Annotated in this window: 18 protein-coding genes; 13 read left to right on the forward strand and 5 right to left on the reverse strand. The window is 63.6% G+C overall.

Going from position 1 to position 23125, the window contains the following annotated elements; translation table 11 throughout:
* The first annotated feature begins 42 nt into the window (after positions 1–42).
* The 10 genes from AAGW23_RS02895 to AAGW23_RS02940 all read left to right on the forward strand — a co-directional run bounded on the left by AAGW23_RS02895 (position 43) and on the right by AAGW23_RS02940 (position 14980).
* Positions 43–2997 (forward strand): PAS domain S-box protein, encoded by a 2955-nt coding sequence (locus AAGW23_RS02895; RefSeq protein WP_342404852.1) that lies wholly within the window; start codon positions 43–45, stop codon positions 2995–2997.
* A gap of 96 nt (positions 2998–3093) precedes the next feature.
* Positions 3094–3480: a response regulator gene (locus AAGW23_RS02900; RefSeq protein ID WP_342404854.1), complete on the forward strand. Its 387-nt coding sequence runs from the start codon at positions 3094–3096 to the stop codon at positions 3478–3480.
* A 34-nt stretch (positions 3481–3514) separates the two neighbouring features.
* Positions 3515–5917 carry a PAS domain S-box protein gene (locus AAGW23_RS02905; protein WP_342404855.1) on the forward strand — a complete coding sequence of 801 codons (2403 nt, stop codon included), beginning with the start codon at positions 3515–3517 and terminating at the stop codon, positions 5915–5917.
* Positions 5914–6303, forward strand: a complete 390-nt coding sequence (locus AAGW23_RS02910; protein ID WP_342404856.1) for a response regulator — start codon at positions 5914–5916, stop codon at positions 6301–6303. The genes AAGW23_RS02905 and AAGW23_RS02910 overlap by 4 nt, the downstream gene beginning before the upstream one ends.
* Positions 6296–7930 carry a diguanylate cyclase gene (locus tag AAGW23_RS02915; protein WP_342404857.1) on the forward strand — a complete coding sequence of 545 codons (1635 nt, stop codon included), beginning with the start codon at positions 6296–6298 and terminating at the stop codon, positions 7928–7930. The genes AAGW23_RS02910 and AAGW23_RS02915 overlap by 8 nt, the downstream gene beginning before the upstream one ends.
* A gap of 146 nt (positions 7931–8076) precedes the next feature.
* Positions 8077–10944, forward strand: a complete 2868-nt coding sequence (locus AAGW23_RS02920) for an ATP-binding protein (protein WP_342404858.1) — start codon at positions 8077–8079, stop codon at positions 10942–10944.
* Complete coding sequence (locus AAGW23_RS02925) at positions 10941–11330, forward strand: response regulator (RefSeq protein WP_342404860.1); 390 nt, start codon at positions 10941–10943, stop codon at positions 11328–11330. The genes AAGW23_RS02920 and AAGW23_RS02925 overlap by 4 nt, the downstream gene beginning before the upstream one ends.
* A complete protein-coding gene (locus tag AAGW23_RS02930; protein WP_342404862.1) occupies positions 11327–12466 on the forward strand; it encodes a YaiO family outer membrane beta-barrel protein in 1140 nt (379 codons plus the stop codon). Before AAGW23_RS02925 ends, AAGW23_RS02930 begins: the two co-directional genes overlap by 4 nt.
* On the forward strand, positions 12456–13580 hold the full coding sequence (locus tag AAGW23_RS02935) for a HEAT repeat domain-containing protein (protein WP_342404863.1): 1125 nt from the start codon (positions 12456–12458) through the stop codon (positions 13578–13580). Before AAGW23_RS02930 ends, AAGW23_RS02935 begins: the two co-directional genes overlap by 11 nt.
* On the forward strand, positions 13577–14980 hold the full coding sequence (locus AAGW23_RS02940) for a glycosyltransferase (protein ID WP_342404864.1): 1404 nt from the start codon (positions 13577–13579) through the stop codon (positions 14978–14980). Before AAGW23_RS02935 ends, AAGW23_RS02940 begins: the two co-directional genes overlap by 4 nt.
* Positions 14981–15080: 100 nt before the next feature.
* Here AAGW23_RS02940 and AAGW23_RS02945 read toward each other — a convergent pair whose 3' ends face one another.
* A complete protein-coding gene (locus AAGW23_RS02945) occupies positions 15081–16574 on the reverse strand; it encodes an aldehyde dehydrogenase (protein ID WP_342404865.1) in 1494 nt (497 codons plus the stop codon).
* A 204-nt stretch (positions 16575–16778) separates the two neighbouring features.
* Between AAGW23_RS02945 and AAGW23_RS02950 the strand changes: the two genes are divergently transcribed.
* Positions 16779–18098, forward strand: coding sequence for an aspartate aminotransferase family protein (locus tag AAGW23_RS02950; protein ID WP_342404948.1), 1320 nt, complete (start codon positions 16779–16781; stop codon positions 18096–18098).
* 172 nt (positions 18099–18270) lie between these two features.
* Here AAGW23_RS02950 and rpmG read toward each other — a convergent pair whose 3' ends face one another.
* Both rpmG and rpmB read right to left on the reverse strand, forming a co-directional pair.
* On the reverse strand, positions 18271–18426 hold the full coding sequence (rpmG, locus tag AAGW23_RS02955) for a 50S ribosomal protein L33 (protein ID WP_045423166.1): 156 nt from the start codon (positions 18424–18426) through the stop codon (positions 18271–18273).
* Positions 18427–18437: 11 nt separating this feature from the next.
* Positions 18438–18674, reverse strand: coding sequence for a 50S ribosomal protein L28 (rpmB, locus tag AAGW23_RS02960; RefSeq protein WP_019339373.1), 237 nt, complete (start codon positions 18672–18674; stop codon positions 18438–18440).
* A 621-nt stretch (positions 18675–19295) separates the two neighbouring features.
* Here rpmB and AAGW23_RS02965 point away from each other — a divergent pair.
* Positions 19296–20078, forward strand: coding sequence for an IclR family transcriptional regulator (locus AAGW23_RS02965; protein WP_342404870.1), 783 nt, complete (start codon positions 19296–19298; stop codon positions 20076–20078).
* A 90-nt stretch (positions 20079–20168) separates the two neighbouring features.
* Here AAGW23_RS02965 and AAGW23_RS02970 read toward each other — a convergent pair whose 3' ends face one another.
* Positions 20169–20750: a TetR/AcrR family transcriptional regulator gene (locus AAGW23_RS02970; RefSeq protein WP_342404871.1), complete on the reverse strand. Its 582-nt coding sequence runs from the start codon at positions 20748–20750 to the stop codon at positions 20169–20171.
* Between the two features lie 99 nt (positions 20751–20849).
* Here AAGW23_RS02970 and AAGW23_RS02975 point away from each other — a divergent pair, with 99 nt between their 5' ends.
* On the forward strand, positions 20850–21752 hold the full coding sequence (locus AAGW23_RS02975) for an alpha/beta hydrolase family protein (protein WP_342404873.1): 903 nt from the start codon (positions 20850–20852) through the stop codon (positions 21750–21752).
* A 228-nt stretch (positions 21753–21980) separates the two neighbouring features.
* On the opposite strand, the gene AAGW23_RS02980 is transcribed toward AAGW23_RS02975, so the two are convergent.
* On the reverse strand, positions 21981–23123 hold the full coding sequence (locus AAGW23_RS02980; RefSeq protein ID WP_342404874.1) for an acyl-CoA dehydrogenase: 1143 nt from the start codon (positions 23121–23123) through the stop codon (positions 21981–21983).
* Positions 23124–23125: the final 2 nt, after the last annotated feature.

Consider the following 23125-nt stretch of genomic DNA (forward strand, 5'->3'; position numbering starts at 1 on the left):
CTAAGCCGCGTGGGCGCACCGATCTTTGCCCAGAACAGAACCATGAGCCCCCACCCGCTTTCCACCCGTCCTCGATGGTTACTTGGCATCGGCAGCCTGCTGTTGGCCGTGCTCTTCGGCGGCCTGGCCTTCAATGATTTTCAGGCCCGGGACACCCTCTGGTCGTTGCAAACGGCGCAACAGGGCGAGCTGCAGGCGATGGCCTTGCGCAGCGCCCAGCAAGGCCTGGAAAAACAGGCCCGGCTGATTGCCCGAACACTGAGTGCCAATCCCGAAACCTTGCGCCTGGTGCGCCAGGCAGACCGGGCCATCACAGCGGGGGCCCAATGGCACGGCCCGCGCATGGCGCGCATACGCCAGCAATTGATCCAGTCGCTGATGCCCACCTGGACGGCGATGCAGGCCCACGGTGCCCGTCAACTGCAGCTCTACTGGGGCGAGGCAGGGATCGCCCTGCTGCGCATGCAGGACCTGGACGCCTTTGGTGACGCGGTGGCCGACCGCCGGCCGCTGCTCTACAAGGCCCTGTCCCAGGGACAGATCGTCTCTGGGCTGGACATCGGCCAACACAGCGCCGGTAACCGCGCGATCGTTCCAATACGCGCCAGCAGCAGCCTGGAAAGCGAAGTAATCGGCGCGCTGGAGGTGGGGTTCGAGATTCTTCCGGATCTAACCGAACTTGGCGATCAGCTGAATGCCGGTCTGGGTCTGCTGGTCAACCGTGCCGAACTGGAAGAAGTGCTCTGGGCGCGCCCCGTCGGCATCCAACTTGAGGGCTTAAGCGGTTGGTTGCTCGATACCTACTCGGCACCCCAGATCCTGCAATGGGCGCAGCAGCAGTCGCTCCCGGCACCCGAAGCAGGGCAAGCGCTGCGCATGCTTGAATCAAACGGTCGCAGCTTTTTGCTCAACCAGATTCCACTGCATGACGTCCGGGCCCAGTACAGTCCCGGTCGCTTGCCCATGGCGGTTGCGCTGGTCTGGCGCGACATCACCCTGGCACTTCGTGAGCAGCAACAGGCCGAACGCCGCCTGCTCTTGAAATGGGGCCTGGCGTGGCTCATCGCCGAAGCACTGCTGCTCATGCTGGGGTTCATGCTGCACCGCCGCGGCATCGTGCAGCGCGTTCATCAAATCCGTTCCACACAGCAGGAGCGCGCCCGCCGTCGCCTGCTCGAACGTGGCCAGAAAATCACCAGCCTGCTGCCGGGCATGGTCTACCAACTGAAGCGCTCCGGCGACGGCAGCTACAGCTTCCTTTATGCCAGTGAAGGTGCACGCGAACTGTACGGAATCAGCCCGGATCAGCTGGTCGAAAACGCGGATATTGCCTTTGCCGCCGTGTATGACGCTGACCGCCCCAATCTCAGAGCCGCGATCGAACGCTCGGTAGTCACTTTGGGCAGTGGTGCTACGCGCTACCGCATCAAAAATCCAAGCAAGGGACTGATCTGGGTCGAAGTGCGCGCAAACGCCGAGCGACTGCGCGACGGGTCCGTCCTCTGGCATGGCTTCATCGCTGACATCACCCCGCTGATGAGCGCGACGCTCGCCTTGCGTGAGAGCGAAAGCCGCTTCCGCAGCATGGTCAGCAATTTGCCGGGCGTGGTCTACCGCCGCGGCGTCGATACCGAACGCACGTTCAGCTATCTGAGCGACGGCATCGAGCGCCTGACCGGCTACCCCGCCAGTGACTTCGTCGCGCCAGGCACACGGCAGTACAGCAGCCTGATCCACCCAGAAGACTGCGTGAGTCTAGAGGACGATGGCGCGGACCCGTTCGAGCGCACCTACCGGCTGATCAACGCCCAGGGCGAAACACTCTGGGTGCAAGAGAACCGTCGCGCGCTGCGCGATGCCGATGGCCGGGTGCAGTGGTACGACGGCTTCATCGGCGACGTCACCGCCCGCGCACTGGCCGAACGCGAAGCCCATGAGCGCGAGAGCTACGTACGCCTACTGATCGCCAATGTCATCGACGCGATCATCATCATCAACCAGCGCGGCTTGATCGAAACCTTCAACCACGCCGCGGAACGCACCTTCGGCTACAGCGAGGAGGAAGTGCTTGGGCGTAACCTGTCGATTCTCATGCCCGAGCCCCACCGTGCGGCCCATGATGGTTACCTACAGGCCTATGAACGACGTGGGGAAGGCCGCAGCCTGGAGCAGAACCGCGAATTGCAGGCGGTTCGCCGTAATGGCGAACTGTTCACCATCGAGCTGCGTGTTTCGGAGATCAGCCATCGCGGTGAGCGTAAGTTCATTGGGCTGGTGCGCGACATCACCGAGCGTAAGCGCGTCGATCTCATGAAGAGCGAATTCGTATCCATTGTCAGTCATGAGCTGCGCACGCCGCTGACGTCGATTTCCGGGGCACTGGGCCTGATCCTTGGCGGCGCCGTTGGCGAGGTTCCGCCGGCCATGGGGCAAATGCTCGGCATCGCGCAACAGAACAGCCAACGCCTCGGATTACTCATCGGCGATCTGCTGGATATGGAAAAGCTGATTGCTGGCCAGATGAGTTTTCAGCTTCAGCCGCAGCCTCTCGCGCCGATTCTGGAAGAGGCATTGCACTCGAATCAGGCCTATGCCGAACAGCTCGGAGTGCGTATCGAGCTGGGCGAGCAAGCCGCAGCAACCGTTAGCGTGGACGCGCACCGCCTGCAGCAGGTCCTGGCAAACCTGCTGTCCAACGCGGCGAAATTCTCCCCGTCAGGCGCAGTCGTAACCTTAAGCAGCCAGCGCCATGGTGATCACATCCGCGTAATCGTTGACGACGCCGGCCCCGGCGTTCCCCTGAGCTTCCGGCAGCGAATTTTTCAGAAGTTTTCCCAGGCCGACTCGTCTGATACCCGCCAAAAGGGCGGTACCGGCCTCGGCCTGGCCATCAGCAAGGAGCTGATCGAGCACATGAACGGGTGCATCGGTTTCGACTCGGAGCGGGAAAAGGGCGCACGCTTCTGGTTCGAGCTGCCAATGCAGGAAGCCCGTTAAGCGACTATTTTTCTAGTGTGCCGCGTCAGCCGATGAGCAAGCTGGCAAACTGTTCACTTTCGAGCGCGCCAGGCACGCTTTTGTTGGAGGTCTCGCATGGGCGAGCTGAAACGGATTCTGCATGTCGAGGACGATCCGTCCATTCAGGCGGTGGTCAAAGTCTCTCTGGAAGCGATCGGGGGCTATCAGGTGCAGTCGTGCTCGTCCGGCCACCAGGCGCTTGAAGAGGTGGAAGCCTTCGCCCCACAGTTCGTCCTGCTAGACGTGATGATGCCCGGAATGGGCGGCCCCGAAACCCTCACCCGGCTCAGCGAGCGGATCGATCTGACACAGGTCCCGGTGGTGTTCATGACCGCCAAGGTACAGCCAAGCGAGATTGAGCACCTGCGCAACCTCGGTGCCTGCGATGTGATCGTCAAACCCTTCGATCCGATGCGCCTGGCCAGCCAGATCCAGGCCATCTGGGAGGCGGGCGGCAAGTAAGCCGTTGGCCCTGAGTCCGAGAGAGCCCAGCCAGATGGAGTCATCGAAAGCGATACCCGCCCCCTCCCCGCCCCGCGAGCTGTCCAGACTCGCCGCGCTGCTACGCTACGAGATTCTCGACACGCCTGATGAAACCGCTTTTGATGATTTCACCGAGCTGGCTGCCTACATCTGTGACACCCCCATCGCGCTGATCTCGCTGGTCGACGACCATCGCCAGTGGTTCAAGAGTCGCCTCGGCCTCGATGTCAGCGAAACCCCGCGAGAGCTCTCGTTCTGCACCTACACCATCGAAGGCGAGGGCGTCTTCGAAGTCGAGGATGCGCATCGGGACACGCGTTTTTGTGATAACCCGCTGGTCACCGGCGACCCGCACATCCGCTTCTATGCCGGTGCGCCGCTAATCTCACCGGACGGCTACAACCTCGGCACCCTTTGCGTCATCGACCGTCAGCCGCGACAGCTCAGCGAAGCGCAACGCGGGGCATTGGTACGCCTCAGTAGACAGATCATGCGGCTGTTCGAAGAACGCCTGCAGGCCCACCGCTACGCCGAGCAAGCGGCGCTGCAACAGGCTCTGCTCAACAGCGCCGCGAGCGCGATGCTGGTAACCACAGACGACGGACACATATCGGGCGTCAACCCCACCGCCGAGCGCCTGTTCGGTTATCCCGAACAGATGCTGATCGGCCAGCCGCTGACCTCAGTGCTGTTCCCGCAGGAAGCGCTGCAGCGCCGCGCGACCATTCTCGGCAATGCGCTGGGCGAACCCATCGAACCGGGATTCGCCGTGCTCACCGCACCGCTGCTCGAAGGCCGCCGCGAAATGCGCGAGTGGCGTCTGCTGCATCGCAACGGCAGTGGCGTGCCGGTGCTGCTGAATGTCTCGGCGATCCACGATGAGCGCGAGCTGTTGCGCGGCTACATCGTCAGTGCCTATGACCTGGCCCACCAGGAACACCTGCAACTGCGCCTGCAACAGATCGCGGCGCAGGTTCCCGGCATGCTGTTCCAGTTCTGCTGGCGACCCGACGGCAACAGTTCGTTCCCTTACCTCAGTGAAGGGGTCGAAGACATCTACGGCCTGAGCGCCGCGGAAATGGCGCCCAGCATCGGGCCGATCTACGAGCGAGTGCACCCCGAGGACCGCGAGCATGTACTGGCGAGCATCCGCCAAGCCGCTTCGACCCTGACGCCTTGGCACTTCGAGCACCGGATCGACCATCCTCGCAAAGGCATAATCTGGGTCGAAGCCCGCGCCACGCCCATGCGTCAAGCGGACGGTTCGGTGCTTTGGCACGGGCTGGTGACCGATGTCACCGAGCGCAAGGCCGCGCAGCTGGAACTGGACAAGCAACAGGAAATCAATCGACGTCTGCTCGAGGCCCTGTCCGAAGGGGTGGTGGCCTGCGACGCTGACTGCAACCTCACCTTGTTCAACCACACCGCCCGCCGCTGGCACGGCCTTGATGCCGAGCAGATTGCGCCAGAGCAGTGGCCGGATGCCTATCATCTCTATCATGCGGACGGCGCTACACCGATGGTGATGGATGAGCTTCCGTTGATACGCGCCTTGCGTGGCGAGCACATCCGTAACCTGGAGATGGCCATCGTGCTGCATGGCACGCCGCGCTATGTGCTGGCCAACGCCGATCCGATGTTCGCCTCTAACGGTCAGCAGAACGGCGCGGTGGTGGTGCTGCACGACATCACCGAGCGCAAGCAGATCGAGATCCTGCAGCGCGACTTCGTCTCCACGGTGAGCCACGAACTGCGTACGCCGCTGACGTCCATCACCGCCTCGCTGGGGCTGATCTGCGGCGGCGTGATGGGCGAGGTCCCCGAGCACCTGCAGGAGCTGCTGGACATCGCCCAGCTGAACAGCAAGCGCCTGAGCGCGCTGATCGACGACTTGCTCGACATCGACAAGCTTTACGCCGGCAAGATGCGCTTCGAGATGCGCCAGCAGCCGCTGCAACCGCTGCTCGAGCAGGCCGTGCGCAGCAACCAGGGCTATGCCGAAAGCTATGCCGTCAGCATCGAGCTGGGCACCTGCCCGGAGGTGGCGATCACGATAGACACGATGCGTCTGGAGCAGGTGCTGAGCAACCTGCTGTCCAACGCGGCGAAATACTCGCCGCGCGGCGAGCGCATCGCCCTCGGTGCAAGTCTGGTAGAACCGCAGCGGATACGGGTCAGCGTCTGCGACCGTGGCCCGGGAGTCGCCGAGGCCTTTCGTGAACGCATTTTCAGCAAGTTCGCCCAGGCTGACTCCTCCGATACACGCCAGCAGGGCGGCACCGGCCTGGGCCTGGCGATCAGCAAAGAGCTGGTCGAGCATATGGGCGGCGTGATCGGCTTCGACTCGACGCCCGGCGCCGGGGCCTGCTTCTGGTTCGAGCTGCCTTGCACACCGCTGCACGAGGGCCACGCATGAGGCCATTGCAGCGTATCCTGCATGTCGAAGACGTCCCATCGATCCAAGTGGTAACGCGCATCGCGCTGGAAAAGCTCGGCGGTTTCCAGGTCCTCAGCTGTTCGTCTGCCCAGGCCGCGCTGGAGCAGGCGCCGGGCTTCAAACCGGACCTGATCCTGCTCGACGTGATGCTGCCGCAGATGGGGGGGATCGAGCTGCTTCGGCGCCTCGCACCGCAGCTTGACCTGCAGCAGACCCTGGTGGTGCTCCTGACCGGCCAACCGGACGACCCGGCCTCGCCCGAAGAGCTGCGCCGGCTGGGAGTGCGCAAACTGCTGCACAAACCCTTCGACCCGCTGCAATTGGCAACGCAACTGAACGACCTATGGATTACCGAGCATGAATGAAGGCGCCAACGATGCGCTGCAGAGCCAATTGCGAGCCCTCAACGAAAAGTTTGCCGAGCGCCTGGCCGATGAGCTGACTGCCCTCGAACAGGGAACCGAACAGTTGCAACAGAGCCGCGATCAGGAGCATCGCCGCCACCTGATGCTCGATCTGCACCAGCGCCTGCATCGTCTGGCCGGGACCGCCGGCACGTTCGGCTTTAACGTGCTCGGCGAACAGGCGCGCCTGCTGGAGCAGCGAGCCGAGCGCTGGCTTGAAGCAGCCCAGCCAAGCAGCCAGGCGCTGGCCGCCGTTACCCGGGCGATTCGTCAGATGGTCGCCACCGAGCGCAGCGGTCGGTCCGAACCGGGCATTGCGGCCCCGGCTCAAGAATCGCTCCCTGCGGGCAGCCGCGTCTACCTGCTCGAATGCGACATTGAGGTCGGCGAGCAGATGCGCCAGACATTGGGCACCTTTGGCTACGAAGTGCTGCTGTTTCCCGAACTGGGACTGTTGCAGGCAGCGATCACGGGCCTGCAGCCCGACGCGCTGATCATCAGCCAGCATGACGGCGAACTGGAGGCCGTGAGCACGTTGCAACAGGGGTTGGAATCGCCGCTGCCGCTGTTCGTGATCGCCCACCGCGCCGACTTCGACAGCCAGCTGGCGGCGGTGCGTGCCGGCGCCAAGGGTTTCTTTGTTCGCCCACTGGATATCACGCAGCTGGAAAATACCCTGGAGAACGTGCTCAACCTGCAGTTGAGCGAACCCTACCGGGTGCTGATCGTCGACGACGACGAAGACCTCGCCGCACGCTACAGCTTGGTGCTGCGCAACTCGCAGATGCAGGTACAGACCCTCAGCAACCCGCGCCAGCTGTTCGAGGTGATGCGCAGCTTCGACCCGGAAATCGTCCTGCTCGACATGAATATGCCAGACTTCACCGGCATCGAGCTGGCGCAGATGATCCGCCTGAACGACGAGTGGCTGCGCGTGCCGATCATCTACCTCTCGGCCGAAACTGATATCAACCGGCAGATGGCCGCCCTGCTCAAGGCGGGTGATGACTTCATCACCAAGCCGATCAGCGACAACGCACTGACCGCCGCGGTGTTCTCTCGGGTTCAGCGTGCGCGAGCGCTGAGCATGGCGCTGTCGCGAGACAGCCTGACCGGTCTGCTCAAGCACGCCGACATCAAGGAACAGGTGGCGCTGGAAGTGGAGCGCGCGCAACGCAGTGGCAAGCCCACCAGCGTGGTGATGCTCGACCTCGACCATTTCAAGCAGGTCAACGATCGCTACGGCCACGCCGCCGGGGACAACGTGATCCGTGCACTGGCCAATCTCATGCGCCAGCGTCTGCGCCGCATCGACAGCATCGGCCGCTACGGCGGAGAGGAATTCGTCGCAGTGCTACCCGACTGCCCCGCCGAGCAGGCGGAGCGGATTTTCGATGAAATCCGCCAGCGCTTCGCCGCCCTCAGCTTTCATGCCGCCGGGCGCACCTTTAGCGTCTCGCTTAGCGCCGGGATCAGCCAGACCGATGGCAGGGCCGGCGGCGGCGAGCTGCTCGAACGCGCCGACCAGGGCCTCTACCTGGCCAAGCATCAGGGCCGTAACCAGGTGCAGGTCGCCGCACAGGCCTGACGAACGGCACCCCGGAAAGAACAAACGAACCGCCGCAGGCCGGTGGACTCCAACTACACTGCGACACGTCGACGAGCGCTTGTCCGGCCTGCTTCGCCATGCCAGTGTCGTCGCCCATTCCGTCAACCGGCGAAAGGAGTACCGGTTTGCCCTCAAGAACACAGGTCAACTGGCACTGGTTCGCCCTGCTGATCGCCTTCACCCTGCTCGTCGCCCTTGGCTGGCAGGGCCAGCGGACGCAACAAGCGGTGCTGGACAGCAATCTATCGGTCAGCCGCAGCCTACAGATCATCACCGCGACCCAATCGATGCTGTCCTCGCTGCAGGACATTGAGACCGGCTCGCGCGGTTTCGTGCTTACTGGCAAGCGGGCCTACCTGGAGCCCTACGAATTCGGCCTGCGCGCCATCGAGAAACAGCGCCGCGAACTGCAAGCACTGCTCGATGGTCGGGCGTTTCCCGACCAGCGCTGGTTCGCGCAACTCGACCGCAACGTCGCCGAACGCCTGGTGATTGCCGCCGGTAACATCCAGGCTCGCCGAGACCTTGGTCTGGACGGGGCCGCCGAGCACCTAGAGCAGGCCGGCGGCAAGGAAATCATGGACCGTCTGCGAGCGCTGCTGGCCGCCGCCGAAGGCTACGAGCGCCAGCAATTGGCTGCCGCCAATCGCGCTGTGGCGGACACCCTGACACATAGCCGCCAGCTGGTCGTGGTCGGCGGGCTGCTCGTCGCGTTGCTGTTCCTCGCCTCGCTCTGGGCCATCCGCCGCAACCTGCAGATCCGCCAGGCGCTGGCGCAGCAGGCACAGGCTGGCGAAGCCCGACTGGGTGCGCTGCTGCAGGCGATTCCAGATACCCTTTACGCCGTGGACAACCAGCGACAGGTCTCGGCCCTGACCCACCCAAGCGATAGCCGGGGACCGGCGCCCGCGGCCATCGAGCCGCTGCTGGCCGAGCTGGTCCAGCAAGCCGACCAGGCGCAACGGCGCAGCCAGACCACCTGGTGCGAGCTGGACCATCGACGCACCTTCGAGGTCCGCTTGGCACCGACCGGGTTGGGCGATCACCTGGCCATCGCCCGTGACATTACCGAGTTGCAGCGCAGCCGTGACAGCCTTGAGGACCAGCAAGTGTTCCTGCGACGGGTTGTCGACACAGACGAAAACGTCATTTTTGTACGCGATGAACAGGGTCGCTTCCTGCTCTGCAACAGCGCCTTCGCCGCCCTGCTCGACTGCCCGCCAGGTGCCATCGAGGGCCGGCGCAGCGAAGACATCGCCGGCGCCGAGCGGCTCTTGCCGTTGCTGCAGGGCGAGGCCGAGCTGCTGTGCGGGAGCGGCGAACTGCGGCTCAACGAAGTAGGACTGGTCGACAGCCAGGGTGACGAGCGCTGGCTGCAAGTGGTCAAGCGGCCAATGACCATGCTCAACGGCGCCTGCCATGTGGTCACGGTCGCGGTGGACATGTCGCTGCGCCGACGCATGGAACAAATGAAGACCGAGTTCATCTCCACCGTCAGCCATGAGCTGCGCACGCCCCTGACCGCCATTCGCGGTGCGCTGGGCATGCTGGTCGGCGGCGTTGCTGGGGTGATCGACGACGGCGCACGCCCACTGCTGGACATCGCACACAAGAACAGCGAGCGTCTGGTGCGCCTGATCAACGACATCCTCGACATCGAGAAGCTCGAAGCCGGGCGCCTGTCGTTCCACTTCGCCCGCTGCGATGCTCAGACGCTGACCGAGCAGGCGCTGGTCGACCTCAAGCCCTATGCCGATGAACACGGCGTCCGCCTCGAATGGCATGTCGCGGACGGGCCCACGCGTACCGAGGTCAACCTCGACCCGGATCGTTTCACTCAGGTACTGGCCAACCTGCTATCCAATGCTATCAAGCACTCGCCCGCCGGCGGCAATGTCAGCGTGGTCTTGAGCAACCCCGGCGACGGGCTGGAGATCAGTGTCCAAGACCAGGGGCCGGGCATCCCGGAGAACTTCCGCGCGCGGATTTTCGAGCGCTTTGCCCAGGCCGACTCCTCCGATGCTCGCAAGCGCGGCGGCACCGGGCTGGGGTTGGCAATCACCCGCTCGCTCGTGGAGCAGATGCACGGACGAATCGGCTTCGAGTCCGAGGAAGGCCGGGGCGCGCGGTTCTGGCTGCGATTGCCGCTGGCCCACCAGCAAGCTGACGCCTCCCCTGCAGCCAAGGCGCAACCCGGCGTGGCGCAACCGTCGTCGCGGGCACGCATCCTCGTGCTCGAACCCGACGCCTTAGCGGCCGACCAGTTGGCTACTGCACTGCAGCATCAGGGCTATCAGACCCTTATCGCCGACACCGCGGCGGCAGCGCGTGAGTTGCTGGCCGAGTTCAGCATCCAAGCGCTAACCCTCAGCCCCGTGCTGAGCGACGAAGACAGCATCGCCTTCTTGCAGAACCTGCGCAGCCAGAGCGCTTTTCGCCGCCTGCCGGTGCTCATCGTCAGCCTGCAGCCGCAGCGCCGCGACAACGACGATGGCATGCTGCGCGGGGGCGCGGTCGGGGTGATCGACTGGCTGCACAAGCCGATCGACCCGTCGCGGGTCATGGACGTGGTGCGCACCTGCCTCGTCAGTCGCGGCGCGCGCCCACGCATCCTCCACGTCGAGGATGACGAAGACCTGCAGGCGCTGCTGGCGCGGCTGGTCGCACCGCTGGAGATCGACCTGGACGGCGCCGGTAGCCTGGCCGAGGCACGTGCACTGCTTGAGCAGCAGCACTTCGACCTTGCGATCATCGACCTGATGCTGCCCGACGGCGACGGCAGCGAGCTGTTCGACGAACTGGCTCGGCGCGAGCCTCCGCCGCCGGTAATCATCTTTTCCGCGCTGGACGCGCCGGTGCACGACAGCCGTTTGGCCTTGCGTCAGTTGGTCAAGTCACGACACAACGGCAGCGAACTGGCCGCACTGATCCAGCAACTGCTGCAACACTGGCCGCCCGGCCAGGCTCATTCCATTGAAGAGGCGAATACATGAGCGAGCCCGCCAACCCGCGCATCCTGATGGTGGAAGACGAGGAGGACATCGCCTTTCTCATCCGCTTCATGCTCGAGCGGCACGGCTTCGTCGTCGACCACGCCGCCGACGGCCGCCAAGCCATCGAGCAGATCACCAGCTCCAGCCCGCCGGCGCTGACGCTGATGGACATCATGCTGCCCTACCACGACGGCCTTGAGTTGATCGAAAGGCTGCGCGCTCAACCCGGTTGGGAAGCCGTGCCGGTGCTGATGCTCACCGCCAAGGCGCGCGAGGTGGACATCGTCCGCGCCCTGGAGCTGGGCGCGGACGACTACGTGACCAAACCCTTCCAGCCGGAGGAGTTGCTGGCGCGTATCCGCCGCCTGTTGAGGAAACCCCGATGAGCTGGCTGCGCGCCCTGGTACTGGCGCTCCCCGTTGTCTGCACTCCCTCGCTGGCCCACGCCGACATAGCGGCGGCGCAGCGGCAGGTTGAGGCGCAACAACTCGACGCCGCCGAAACCACACTCATCGCACATCTCGCTGCGCAGCCGGACGATCGCGAGGCCCAGTTCCTGCTCGCCCGGGTACGCGCCTGGCAGGGCCGTCCCGAGCAGGCGTTACCGCTCTATGAGCGTCTGCTGCAACAGGAGCCGGACAACGCCGACTACCTCTTCGGTCAGGGCCAGGCGCTGCTCTGGGCCGGACGGCCTCAGACCGCGCTGGTTTCGCTGGAGCGCGCCGCGACGCTCGCCCCTGACTACACCGAGGTGAAGCAGGTGATCCAGCAGGCACGTGCCGCGCTGACCTCGCCGGTGACCGGTACCACACCGGTCACCGCCGCGCCGGCCCAGCGCCGCCACGAGCTCGAGCTCTCAACCCGCCAGGACTGGCTGGACAGTGGCTTTGACAACTGGCGCAGCCAACGCCTGGACTACACTTCCACCCAGCCAGAGGGCCTCGGCTGGTACGGAGCATTGCTACGCGAACAGCGCTTCGGCGAATGGGACGAAGGCGTCGAGGCCGGCGCGGTGATCCCGCTGGCCACAAACTGGACGCTGCAACCCGAGGTCGGTTTCCAGCCGTCGTCCTACTTTCTTCCCAAATGGCATGCTGACCTACGCCTGCAACGGCGGTTGCCGGCGGGTTTTCTCGGTGCTGCCAGTGTGCGCCGCACCGAATACGACAGCACGCGCGTCGACCGCCTGGCTCTCAGTGGCGAGCGATACTGGGGCGCCTGGCGCGCCGGCTACACCCTCAACATCACGGACGTGGCCAATGCCGGTACGCCGGTCGGCCATGACCTGGCGCTGGACTATTTCTACAACGGTTTGAGTTACGCCGGCCTGCGCCTGACCGTCGGCGAGGAAGAATCCGTCGAGGAGCAACGCGTGATCACCAGCGACGTGCACGCCATCAGCCTGCAGGGCCGTCACTGGTTCGCCAGGCGCTGGGCGCTGGGTTGGGAAATCGGCCACCACCGCCAGGGCGATTACTACACGCGTCGCTGGCTGCAGATCGGCCTGCGGCATGCTTTCTGAGCGATTGCCAACCTGCCCATCCTGGCTGTGCGAGACACCGCGCCAGGTCTGGCTGTCGATCTGGCCGGACGACGCCATGCTGCAGCTGGCCCTGTACTGTGCGCTGGGGCTGGGCATGCTAACGCTGCTAGTGATGCTGCAGGTCATGCTGCTCGGTGAGGTCGCCCGCCGGCGCGCCACGCGCCGCCAGCAGTTCAACGACCAGTGGCGACCATTCTTCGCCCTGTGCAGCCTTGGCGACGAACTACCGGTGCCGGCGCCGCTCCTTCCGCGTGGCCGGCAGCTGTGGTTTCTCCTGCAATGGAACCGCACCCAGCTGCAACTGCGCGGTGCTGCCCGGGAGCGAATGAACCACGCCCTGATCGCCCTTGGCATGGATCGCCAGGCGCTAGCCCTGCTGCGCGGCCGGGTGCGCAGCAAGCTGATCGGGCTGACCTGCCTGCGCCACCTGGCGAGTCCTGATCACTGGGAGGCCGTGCAACCGCTGCTGATGAACCGCAACCTGGTGGTCTCGCTGGCCGCTGCCCAGACGCTGATCGCCATGGACGCGCTACGTGCCATGCAGCTGATCCTACCCGCGGCGGTCATACGGCCCGATTGGGCCCTCCCGCGCCTGGCCAATCTTTGCCAGCAGGCCGGTGAACAGGCGGTGACGCTGCCCCTGCTGATCGCCCTGACCGGCTCCGAAGACCCGCGCCGCGAGCGCCTGATTCCACTGCTGGTGCATGGAGATCCGCGCCATGCGGCGCCCTGGGCGCGCGCCCGGCTGGATGAGAACGCCGCGCCAGAGCAGCTGCAGGTGGCGCTACGCTGCTTGTCCGAGCTTGGCGACCCGCGCGACAGGGCACGCCTGCTCAAGGCGCTTCATCACGAGCACGCGGACGTGCGTCTTGCCGCGCTACAGGCTTTGCACAAGCAGGCTCGAAACGAGGACAGCCAAGTGTTCCTGCCCCTGCTGGGCGATCACAGCTGGTGGGTACGCCAGGCTGCCGCGGATAGCCTGGCTACCTTGCCGGGGATCACCTCCCAGGGGCTACAGGCAATGCTCGATGACGTGCAGGATCGCTATGGGCAAGACGCCTTGCGTCGCGCCATGGCGGAGGTCAGCCGGTGACTGTCGAGTGGCTGTGGTGGCTGCAACTGGGCTTCATCGTTTATTTCCTGCTGCTTAACGGCATGTATCTGCTGCTCAACGTGCTATCGATGATCAGCCTGATGGGCTATATCCGCCAGCGCGCCGAAACCGGTGAGATCGCACCCTATCTCGGGGTAGAGCCACCGGTCTCGGTGCTGATGCCCGCGTTCAACGAAGAGGCTACGATCCGCACCTCGGTGCGCTCGATGCTGCAGTTGCAGTACCCCGAATTTGAAGTGCTGGTGATCAACGACGGCTCCAAGGACAACACCCTTGCCGTGCTTATCGAGGAGTTCGAACTCGTTCCGCATCCCGAGCCGCTGCGCCAGGCCGTGGCCCATCAACCCGTGCAGGCGATTTACCGTTCACGGCGTTACGCCAATCTGCGGGTGATCGACAAGGCGAATGGCGGCAAGGCCGACGCACTGAATGCTGGAATCAACGCCGCACGGCACGGCTTGTTTTGCGGAGTGGATGCCGATTCGATTCTGCAGCGCGACAGCTTGTTGCGCGTCGTCCAGCCGTTCCTCGAAGACGAACGCACCGTGGCGGCGGGCGGTACGGTGCGCATCGCCAATGGCTCAGAGGTACGTGGTGGTTTCCTGATCCGCGCCGGATTGCCGCGCAACTGGCTGGCCCGCTTTCAGATCGTCGAATACCTGCGAGCCTTTCTGTTCGGTCGGCTCGGCTGGTCGCCGATGAACGCCGTGCTGATCATCTCCGGCGCCTTCGGCCTGTTCGACAAAGAGCGGGTCATGGCCGTCGGCGGTTATCGCACCGACACGGTGGGCGAGGACATGGAGCTGGTGGTGCGGCTGCACCGCTATCACCGGCAAAAGCGCATTCCCTACCGCATCCGCTACTTGCCCGACCCGATCTGCTGGACCGAATGCCCGGAAGACCTCGGCACCCTTGGCCGTCAGCGCAGCCGCTGGCAACGCGGGCTTGCCGAGAGCCTGGGCCGACACGCCCGTCTCGCGTTTAGCCTGCGCGGTGGCACCCCCGGCTGGTTGGCCTGGCCCTTCATGGCCTTGTTCGAATGGTTGGGCCCGCTGATCGAGCTGGTGGGTTATGGCTTCATGATCGGCGGGTTCATCTTTGGCGTGGTGTCCTACACAGCGCTAACCGCCTTTCTGCTGGTCGCCATCGGCATGGGCATCCTGCTCTCGGTTAACGGCCTGCTGTTGGAAACCCTGTCATTCCGCGTCTACGACCGGCGCCGCGACATGCTGCGGCTGTTTCTCATGGCCGTGCTGGAGAACTTTGGATACCGCCAACTGAACACCCTTTGGCGCTGCCGTGGGCTTTGGCAATGGTTTTCACGGCGCAAGCATCAGTGGGGCGCCATGCGTCGTAGCGGGCAGTGGGGGCAAAGCTAGCTGAACACTGAAAAACCGCAGCGTGGATCACGCTTTATCGATCTACCCTTGCGGTGCAACAAGGTGGATGTAAAAAGCGACATCCACCCTGCGGATGGCCTTACAGCTTGATCCAGGTCGCCTTCAGTTCAGTGTACTTGTCGAAGGCATGCAGTGATTTGTCTCGGCCATTGCCGGACTGCTTGAAGCCGCCAAACGGCGCAGTCATGTCGCCGCCGTCATACTGATTGACCCACACGCTACCCGCTCGCAGCGCCTTGGCCGTCAGATGCGCCTTAGACAGATCAGCCGTCCAGACCGCGGCAGCAAGACCGTAGGGCGTGTCATTGGCGATGGCCACCGCTTCAGCCGCCGTATCGAAGGTGATCACCGACAGCACCGGCCCGAAAATCTCTTCACGGGCAATTTTCATTGCATTGCTGACGCCGTCGAAGATGGTCGGCTCGACGTAAAGCCCACCAGTCTCCTGCATGGTCCGCTGGCCACCGATCAGCACCTTGGCGCCATCGTTGCGACCGGCTTCGATGTAGCCAAGCACCGTATCGAGCTGCTGGGTGTCGACCAGTGCGCCGACGTTGGTGGCCGGATCCAGCGGGTTGCCGGGCTTCCAGCCTTTAAGCGCCTCGACCACCATCGGCAGGAAGCGCTCCTTGACCGAACTCTCGACCAGCAGCCGTGAACCCGCGGTGCAAACCTCACCCTGATTGAAGGCGATGGCGCTCGCAGCGGATTTGGCCGCAGCCGCCAGATCTGGGGCGTCGGCAAAGACGATGTTCGGACTCTTGCCGCCGGCCTCCAGCCAGACGCGCTTCATGTTCGACTCGCCGGCGTAGATCATCAGTTGCTTGGCAACCCGGGTGGAACCGGTGAACACCAGCGTATCGACATCCATATGCAGGGCCAGCGCCTTGCCGACCGTGTGACCGTAGCCGGGCAACACGTTGAAGACACCCGCCGGGATGCCTGCCTCGATGGCTAGCTGCGCAACGCGGATGGCGGTGAGCGGCGACTTCTCGGAGGGCTTGAGCACCACGGAGTTGCCTGTGGCCAGCGCCGGGCCCAATTTCCAGCAGGCCATCATCAGCGGGAAATTCCACGGCACGATGGCCGCCACCACGCCCACCGGTTCGCGCGTCACCAGGCCCAGTTGATCATGGGGGGTGGCTGCGACTTCGTCGTAAATCTTGTCGATCGCCTCGCCCGACCAGCGCAGCGCATTGGCCGAGCCCGGCATGTCGACATTCAGCGAATCGCCGATCGGCTTACCCATGTCCAGGGTTTCCAGCAACGCGAGCTCTTCGGCGTTGGCTTGGATCAGGTTGGCGAAGCGAATCATAGTGGCCTTGCGCTTGGCCGGTGCCATCCGGGACCAGACGCCAGACTCGAAGGCCATGCGCGCACTGATCACGGCGCGATCAGCATCGGCCTCGTCACAGCTCGCCACCTGAGCCAGCACCCGCCCGTCGACCGGGCTGATGCAGTCGAAGCTGGCGCCGGCGCTGGGCGCCGTGTATTCGCCCTGGATGAAGGCCCGGCCTTCGATACGCAGGTCGCGGGCGCGCTGTTGCCAGTCAGCAAGTGTCAGGGTGGTCATGGGGCGTCCTCAGTAATCTGTCGAATAATCAGAAAGGCACCCTAAACCAGCGGCACCAGGCCTATCAATATTTTTTACGCGGCAGCCTTTTCCAGCCTTGTTTTGTTCGTTTTATTAAACATAGACTCGCCAAAACCGCTGGGCGCTCGGGTGATGTCGCGCTACAGCATAGCCGTCGAACCCGTCGCCCTGCCGGAGCAAGTCATGGCCCACGAGCCCACCACATCTGCCGAACATTTCTGGATGCCCTTCACTGCCAACCGTCAGTTCAAGGGCAGGCCGCGCCTGCTGGAGCGCGCCGAGGGCATGTACTACACAGACACCGATGGCCGCCAGGTGATCGATGGCACTGCGGGACTTTGGTGTTGCAATGCAGGCCATGGGCGACGCGAGATCAGCGAGGCCGTCAGCCGGCAAATTGCCCATATGGATTTTGCCCCTACCTTTCAGATGGGCCACCCGTTGCCCTTCGAACTGGCCGAACGGCTCGCACAGATCAGTCCCGCCGGACTCAACCGGGTGTTCTTCACCAACTCGGGATCGGAATCAGCCGACACGGCATTGAAGATTGCCCTGGCCTACCAGCGTGCGATCGGCCAGGGCAGCCGCACCCGCCTGATCGGCCGGGAGCTGGCCTATCACGGCGTCGGTTTTGGCGGCATCTCCGTGGGCGGCATGACCAACAACCGCAAGGCCTTTGGCACACTGCTGCCGGGCGTCGATCACCTGCCACATACGCTCGATCTGCAGCGCAACGCGTTCAGCCGCGGCTTGCCCGAGCATGGGGTGGAAAGGGCCGACGAGCTGGAACGCCTGGTCACCTTGCATGGTGCTGAAAACATCGCCGCCGTGATCGTCGAGCCTATGTCCGGTTCGGCCGGTGTTATTCTGCCGCCGGTTGGCTACTTGCAACGCTTGCGCGAGATCACTCGCAAGCACGGGATTCTCTTGATCTTCGATGAAGTGATCACCGGTTTCGGGCGGGTTGGCGAGGCCTTCGCCGCGCAGCGCTGGGGCGTGACGCCGGACATCCTCACCTGTGCCAAGGGCCTGACCAATGGCGCGATACCCATGGGCGCGGTGATGGTCGACGAGAAGATTCACGAGGCCTTCATGCAGGGCCCGGAAAGCGCCATTGAGTTCTTCCACGGCTACACCTATTCCGGCCATCCGGTGGCCTGCGCAGCCGCTCTGGCGACTCAGGAAATCTACCAGCGGGAGAATCTGTTCCAGAAAGCCATCGAGATCGAAGGTTACTGGCAGGACGCCCTGTTCAGCCTGCAGGGGCTGCCGAACGTGACCGATATTCGCACGGTCGGGCTGGTCGTCGGCATTCAGTTCGCAGCGCACGCCGACGGCGCTGGAAAGCGCGGTTACGAGGTGTTCCGCCAGTGTTTCGAAGATGGCCTGCTGGCCCGCGCCAGCGGCGACACCATTGCCTTGTCGCCGGCATTGATCGTCGAGCGCGAACACATCGACGCGATGATCGAGCGCCTGGCTGGCGCGATCCGCAAGGCCAGCTGATAAAGCGCTGGCCGGAGGCATAATCGTTCGTCCTGCAAGGCGCATGGCCGAACGATGCGCTCCTTTCTCTGGCTTTACAGACAGACTCGCAACCGAGCACCCAGGCCAGACCATCGCGCTGTAAAACGAAAAAACCCGCCAAGTGGCGGGTTTTTCTTCAAGGGCCGATCAATTACTTGATCTTGGCTTCCTTGTACATCACGTGCTTACGCACGACAGGATCGTACTTCTTGATTTCGATCTTGTCGGGGGTGGTGCGCTTGTTCTTGTCGGTGGTGTAGAAATGGCCGGTACCGGCGCTAGACACCAAACGGATCAGGTCACGCATGATAGTTCTCCTTAAACCTTTTCGCCGCGAGCGCGGAGTTCAGCCAGAACGGCGTCGATGCCGCGCTTGTCGATAACGCGCATGCCTTTGGCAGTCAGGCGCAGACGTACGAAGCGGTTCTCGGACTCGACCCAGAAGCGGTGATGCTGCAGGTTCGGCAGAAAACGACGACGGGTTTTGTTGTTCGCGTGGGAAATGTTGTTCCCGGTTACCGGACCCTTACCGGTAACTTGACAGACTCTCGACATGCCTCAGCCCTCTAAAACCACATGCCCAACCCGGCATGGGTTGGCCGCTTGAATTCAATTGTCATTTGGCGCTCAGCGCCACGTTTCATTGGGGTCTTACCGGCTACGCGGCAAGCGAAGAAACCGGGCCCCTAGAAAAGAGCGCTGCTTTATATCAGAAAGCCCCCTGAGCAACAAGCGCGGTGTGACTTTTCGGCGTCGGCCGCTCCTGACTCTACTCCTCCCCCGCCCCACGCCTGGCGAGGCTCGACGGAAGAAACCGTTCGTCGCCTGCGTGCTTGCCCGCCCTGATATAGGATCACTGTCAGAACGACCAAGTCCACACGAGCGCCGCTCCGTATACGTACGGGTCGCGGCCGTTTGAAGCCAAATCCTATCCGTATGCAATGTGTTAGATAAAGCAAGTTTCAGCTAATTATCTCACCATAAGCGAACCAACGTTTTACTGTGCGGAATGCAGGACCGTTAATTTCGGCTATCATGACCAAGTTGGCGTTTACCTCCTAGCCGTAGTCGGCTTCCAAGGCTGGCCTGCGCGCTTGGCAAAGTCCGCCCGCCGAGCAATGGGCGATCTGCTATCGTGCGCGCCGCCGTCCTACCACCAGACAGACCGACACCACCATGAGCAACATCGAAGACACCGATACTCCCAAGGACCGCAAATTCGTCGAAGCGCTTTCGCGTGGACTGGATGTGCTGCGTGCCTTCACTCACGGCTCGGTGGTCATGGGCAACCAGGATATTGCACGCATCACCGGGCTGCCGAAGCCGACGGTGTCGCGCATGACCTATACCCTGACCAAGCTCGGTTACCTGAGCTACTCACCGCAGCTGGAAAAGTATCAGCTCGACTCAGGCGTACTGGCGCTCGGTTATGCCTACGTCTCCAACTTGCGCGTGCGCCAGCTGGCCAAACCGTATATGGACGAGTTCTCGCGTCGCACCAACACCTCGGTGGGGCTCACCTGCCGTGACCGGTTGTCGATGATCTATATCGAAAACTGCCGGCCGGCCGAGGTTTCAACGCTGCGCATGGACGCCGGTGTACGCCTGCCCCTGGCCACCACGGCGGCAGGCCGCGCCTTCCTCGCCGCAACCCCGGACAAGGAGCGCGAACACCTGATGGGGGCGCTGGAAAACAAATACGGAGACGACTGGGCAAACATGAAGCAGTCTCTGGACGGCTCCTTCGCTGAGTTCCGCCAGCACGGCTTCTGCCTGTCGCTTGGGGACTGGGACCGTAACGTGATGGCCGCTGGAGTACCCCTGCACTTGGCTGATGGCAGCATCATGGCGCTGACTTGCGGCGCACCCTCTTTCCAGCTCAGCGAAGAAACCTTGCGCGGTTCGCTGGCGCATCAGTTGGAAATGCTCGCGCGCGACATCGAGAGCCTGGGCGTCTGATCGCCAGCCCAGCCAGGTCAAAGTGAGCGTCCGAGCCCCCCAGGCCCTCTAGCGTAAACAGTGAACGAGTTACAGCAGCCTCGTGACACATCACTGGGCCCTGACGCTGGCCCACGCAATGTCCGCAAGGAGTTCGCGGCAATCGGCCAACGCCGTACGCGAACGCCCGGCCAGCCAATTGCGGGCCATGTCGTGGCAGGGTCCGATCACCACGGCCAGAAAGCAGTCGCCCGGCATTCGACGAAAGGCCCCGCTTTCCCTGTGCCTGCGCAAGATCGCGCTGACCCGCTCGCCATGGGCCTGATTGACCTCGCGCAGCCGCTCCCCCATCTCGCCGGCCTCAACCCTGCCGCGGTTGTGCAGCACGAAGCGCGCCCAGTCGGGGTTTGCCACCACCCAGTCGATGTAACAGGTCACGAACAGCCGCACGCACGCCTCGGCATCCAGCGTCTCGATCAGCCCAGCCTCCAGCAACGCGGCGTATTCACCGATGCCTTCCAGATACAGCGCCGCGATGATCCGCTCGCGATTGCCGAAGTGGTGATACAGGCTGCCGATGCTCGCGCCGGAGCGGTCACGAATCATCTCGATGGTGGTCGCCTCGACCCCACACTCGGTGAAACAGGCGAGCGCGGCCTGCAGAATTTCCTGTTTACGGCTACTGCGAGCCATTCGACCCCCAAAGTTTACTAGAATATTTTTCTAGAATTATCTTCCACTGTTCGTATACTGCCTTGCCAGCGGCTAACCCAAAAGAGCGGAGAACAACAGATGGCGACAATACAGGCCGAAGAGCGCTCAATCGACAACGGCAACGGTCACCTGCTTTCCAGCTACTGGTACCCACCGAGCGGAGCGTCACGCGGCGCGGTGGTAATCGCACCGGCGATGGGGGTGAGGCAAGGTTTCTACGCAACGTTCGCCAGCTGGCTCGCCAACCAGGGCTATATTGTCGTCACCTTCGACTATCTGGGCATGGGCCGCTCCCGCCGCATTCCCTTGCGCAAGCTTCAAGTGGATATCCTCGACTGGGCGCGCCACGACTGCAGCGCGGTGCTCGGTGCTGTGGCCGGCGCCGCTGGCGAACTGCCGATCTACTGGGTCGGTCACAGCGTCGGCGCACAGATCCTGCCACTGGTCGAAGGTCATGAACGGTTGAGCCGTATCGTCACCATCGCCGCGGGCAGCGGCTACTGGCGCGAGAACAGCCCGCAAATCCGGCGCAAGGCGTGGTTGCTCTGGCACGGCCTGGCGCCAGCGCTCACGGCCATCGCCGGGTACTTTCCGGGGGACCGCATCGGCGCCGTGGGCGACCTGCCAGCCGGTGTCATTCGCCAGTGGCGGCGTTGGTGTTTGCACCCCGACTATCTAGTCGGCGTTGAAGGCGAGCCGATGCGCCAGGCCTTCTCGGCGGTGCGGACGCCGCTGATATCGCTGTCCTTCACCGATGACGAGATGATGTCGGCACGCAACACCGAATCGCTCCACGACTTCTATACCGCCTCGCCAAAAACCATGCGACGGATTGCGCCCAGTGAAGTCGGCGCGGAACGCATCGGCCATTTCGGCTTCTTCCGCGATGCGTTCAAGTCAACGCTCTGGTCGGAGCACCTGCTGCCGGCGCTGGAGCAGGACCATCCGATCAAGGCTGTTGCGCAGGCAACGGCGACCTAACCGCTTCGCCGCCCGGCGCACCAGGATAGCCGCGATCCGCTTGCGTCACGCCGGCAATCGTAGGGTGGATCACGCTTTAACGCCCCACCGCAGCGCGGTGCTAATCAATCCGCGCGGATTTAAAAGACGCCATCCGCCCTGCCGAATGCCCGCCTTTACCGGCCTCTTGCATCGACAAAAAAAAACCCGCTCCTGAGAGCGGGTTCAACTGCAGCTGATCTCGGGCGATCACGCCACCTGCATCAACTTCGCGTACGCCTTCAGATGATGATCATCGTCACCGAACTGGTGGGCGATCATCACCAGGCGCTTGGCGTGGTGGGCGAGGTTGTATTCCCAGGTCATGCCGATGCCGCCGTGCAGCTGGATCGCTTCCTCAGCCACTTTGCGGGCGGCGCGCGCGCAGATGTATTTGGCGGCGGCGAGGATGCGACGGCGGTCGTCGTTGTCTTCGCCATCGGCAAAGGTCGCGGCGAGGATCGACATGCTGGTGGCCTGTTCCAGCTCGGTCTGCATGTCGACCATGCGATGCTGCAGAACCTGGAACTTGCCGATCGGTACACCGAACTGCTTGCGGGTCTTCAGGTAGTCGAGGGTCAGCTTGCAGGCCTCATCCATGCTGCCCAGGGCGTCGGCACACTGCGCGGCAATGGCACGGCCCTGCTGGTAACGCAGTGCTGGGAGCGCGTTGCCGACTTCGCCGAGCACGGCGTCAGCGCCCACCTGCACGTTGTCGAGGAACAGCTCGCAGCCCTTACGCCCATCAATGGTCGGGTAGACGCGGCGGCTGACGCCCTGAGCGCTCGGATCGACCAGGAACAGGCTGATGCCCGCTTCGTCACGGCTGTCGCCGGCCGTGCGCGCAGAGACGATGATCTGCCCGGCGCTGTGCCCGCCGATCACCACAGCTTTACGACCGTTCAAACGATAACCACCGTCCGCCGCCTCGGCCTTGGTCTGCACGTCGTTGAGGTTGTAGTGGCTCTGCGGCTCGTCGAGCGCCACGGCCAGCTGCAGCGAGCCGGCTGCCACTTGCGGCAGCAGATCCTCTTTCTGCGCATCACTGCCCAGCTGATTCAACAGTCCGCCGCCAAAGATCACCGATTGCAGATAGGGTTCCAGCGTCAGGCCACGACCCAGCTCGGTCATGACCAGCATGGTTTCCACGCCGCCGCCGCCGAAGCCGCCGATCTCTTCGGAAAACGGCACGGCGGTCAGGCCCAGCTCACCCAGTTGCGACCAGAACTCGGCGGAGAAGCCCAGTTCCGACTCGCTGAATTTCTCGCGCTGCTCGAACGGGTAGGCGTCGCGCACCAGGCGCGCCGCGGTATCTTGCAGCATTTGCTGCTCTTCAGTCAGTTTGAAGTCCATAG

This window comes from Stutzerimonas chloritidismutans (assembly GCF_038562055.1).
Classification (GTDB): domain Bacteria; phylum Pseudomonadota; class Gammaproteobacteria; order Pseudomonadales; family Pseudomonadaceae; genus Stutzerimonas; species Stutzerimonas chloritidismutans_A.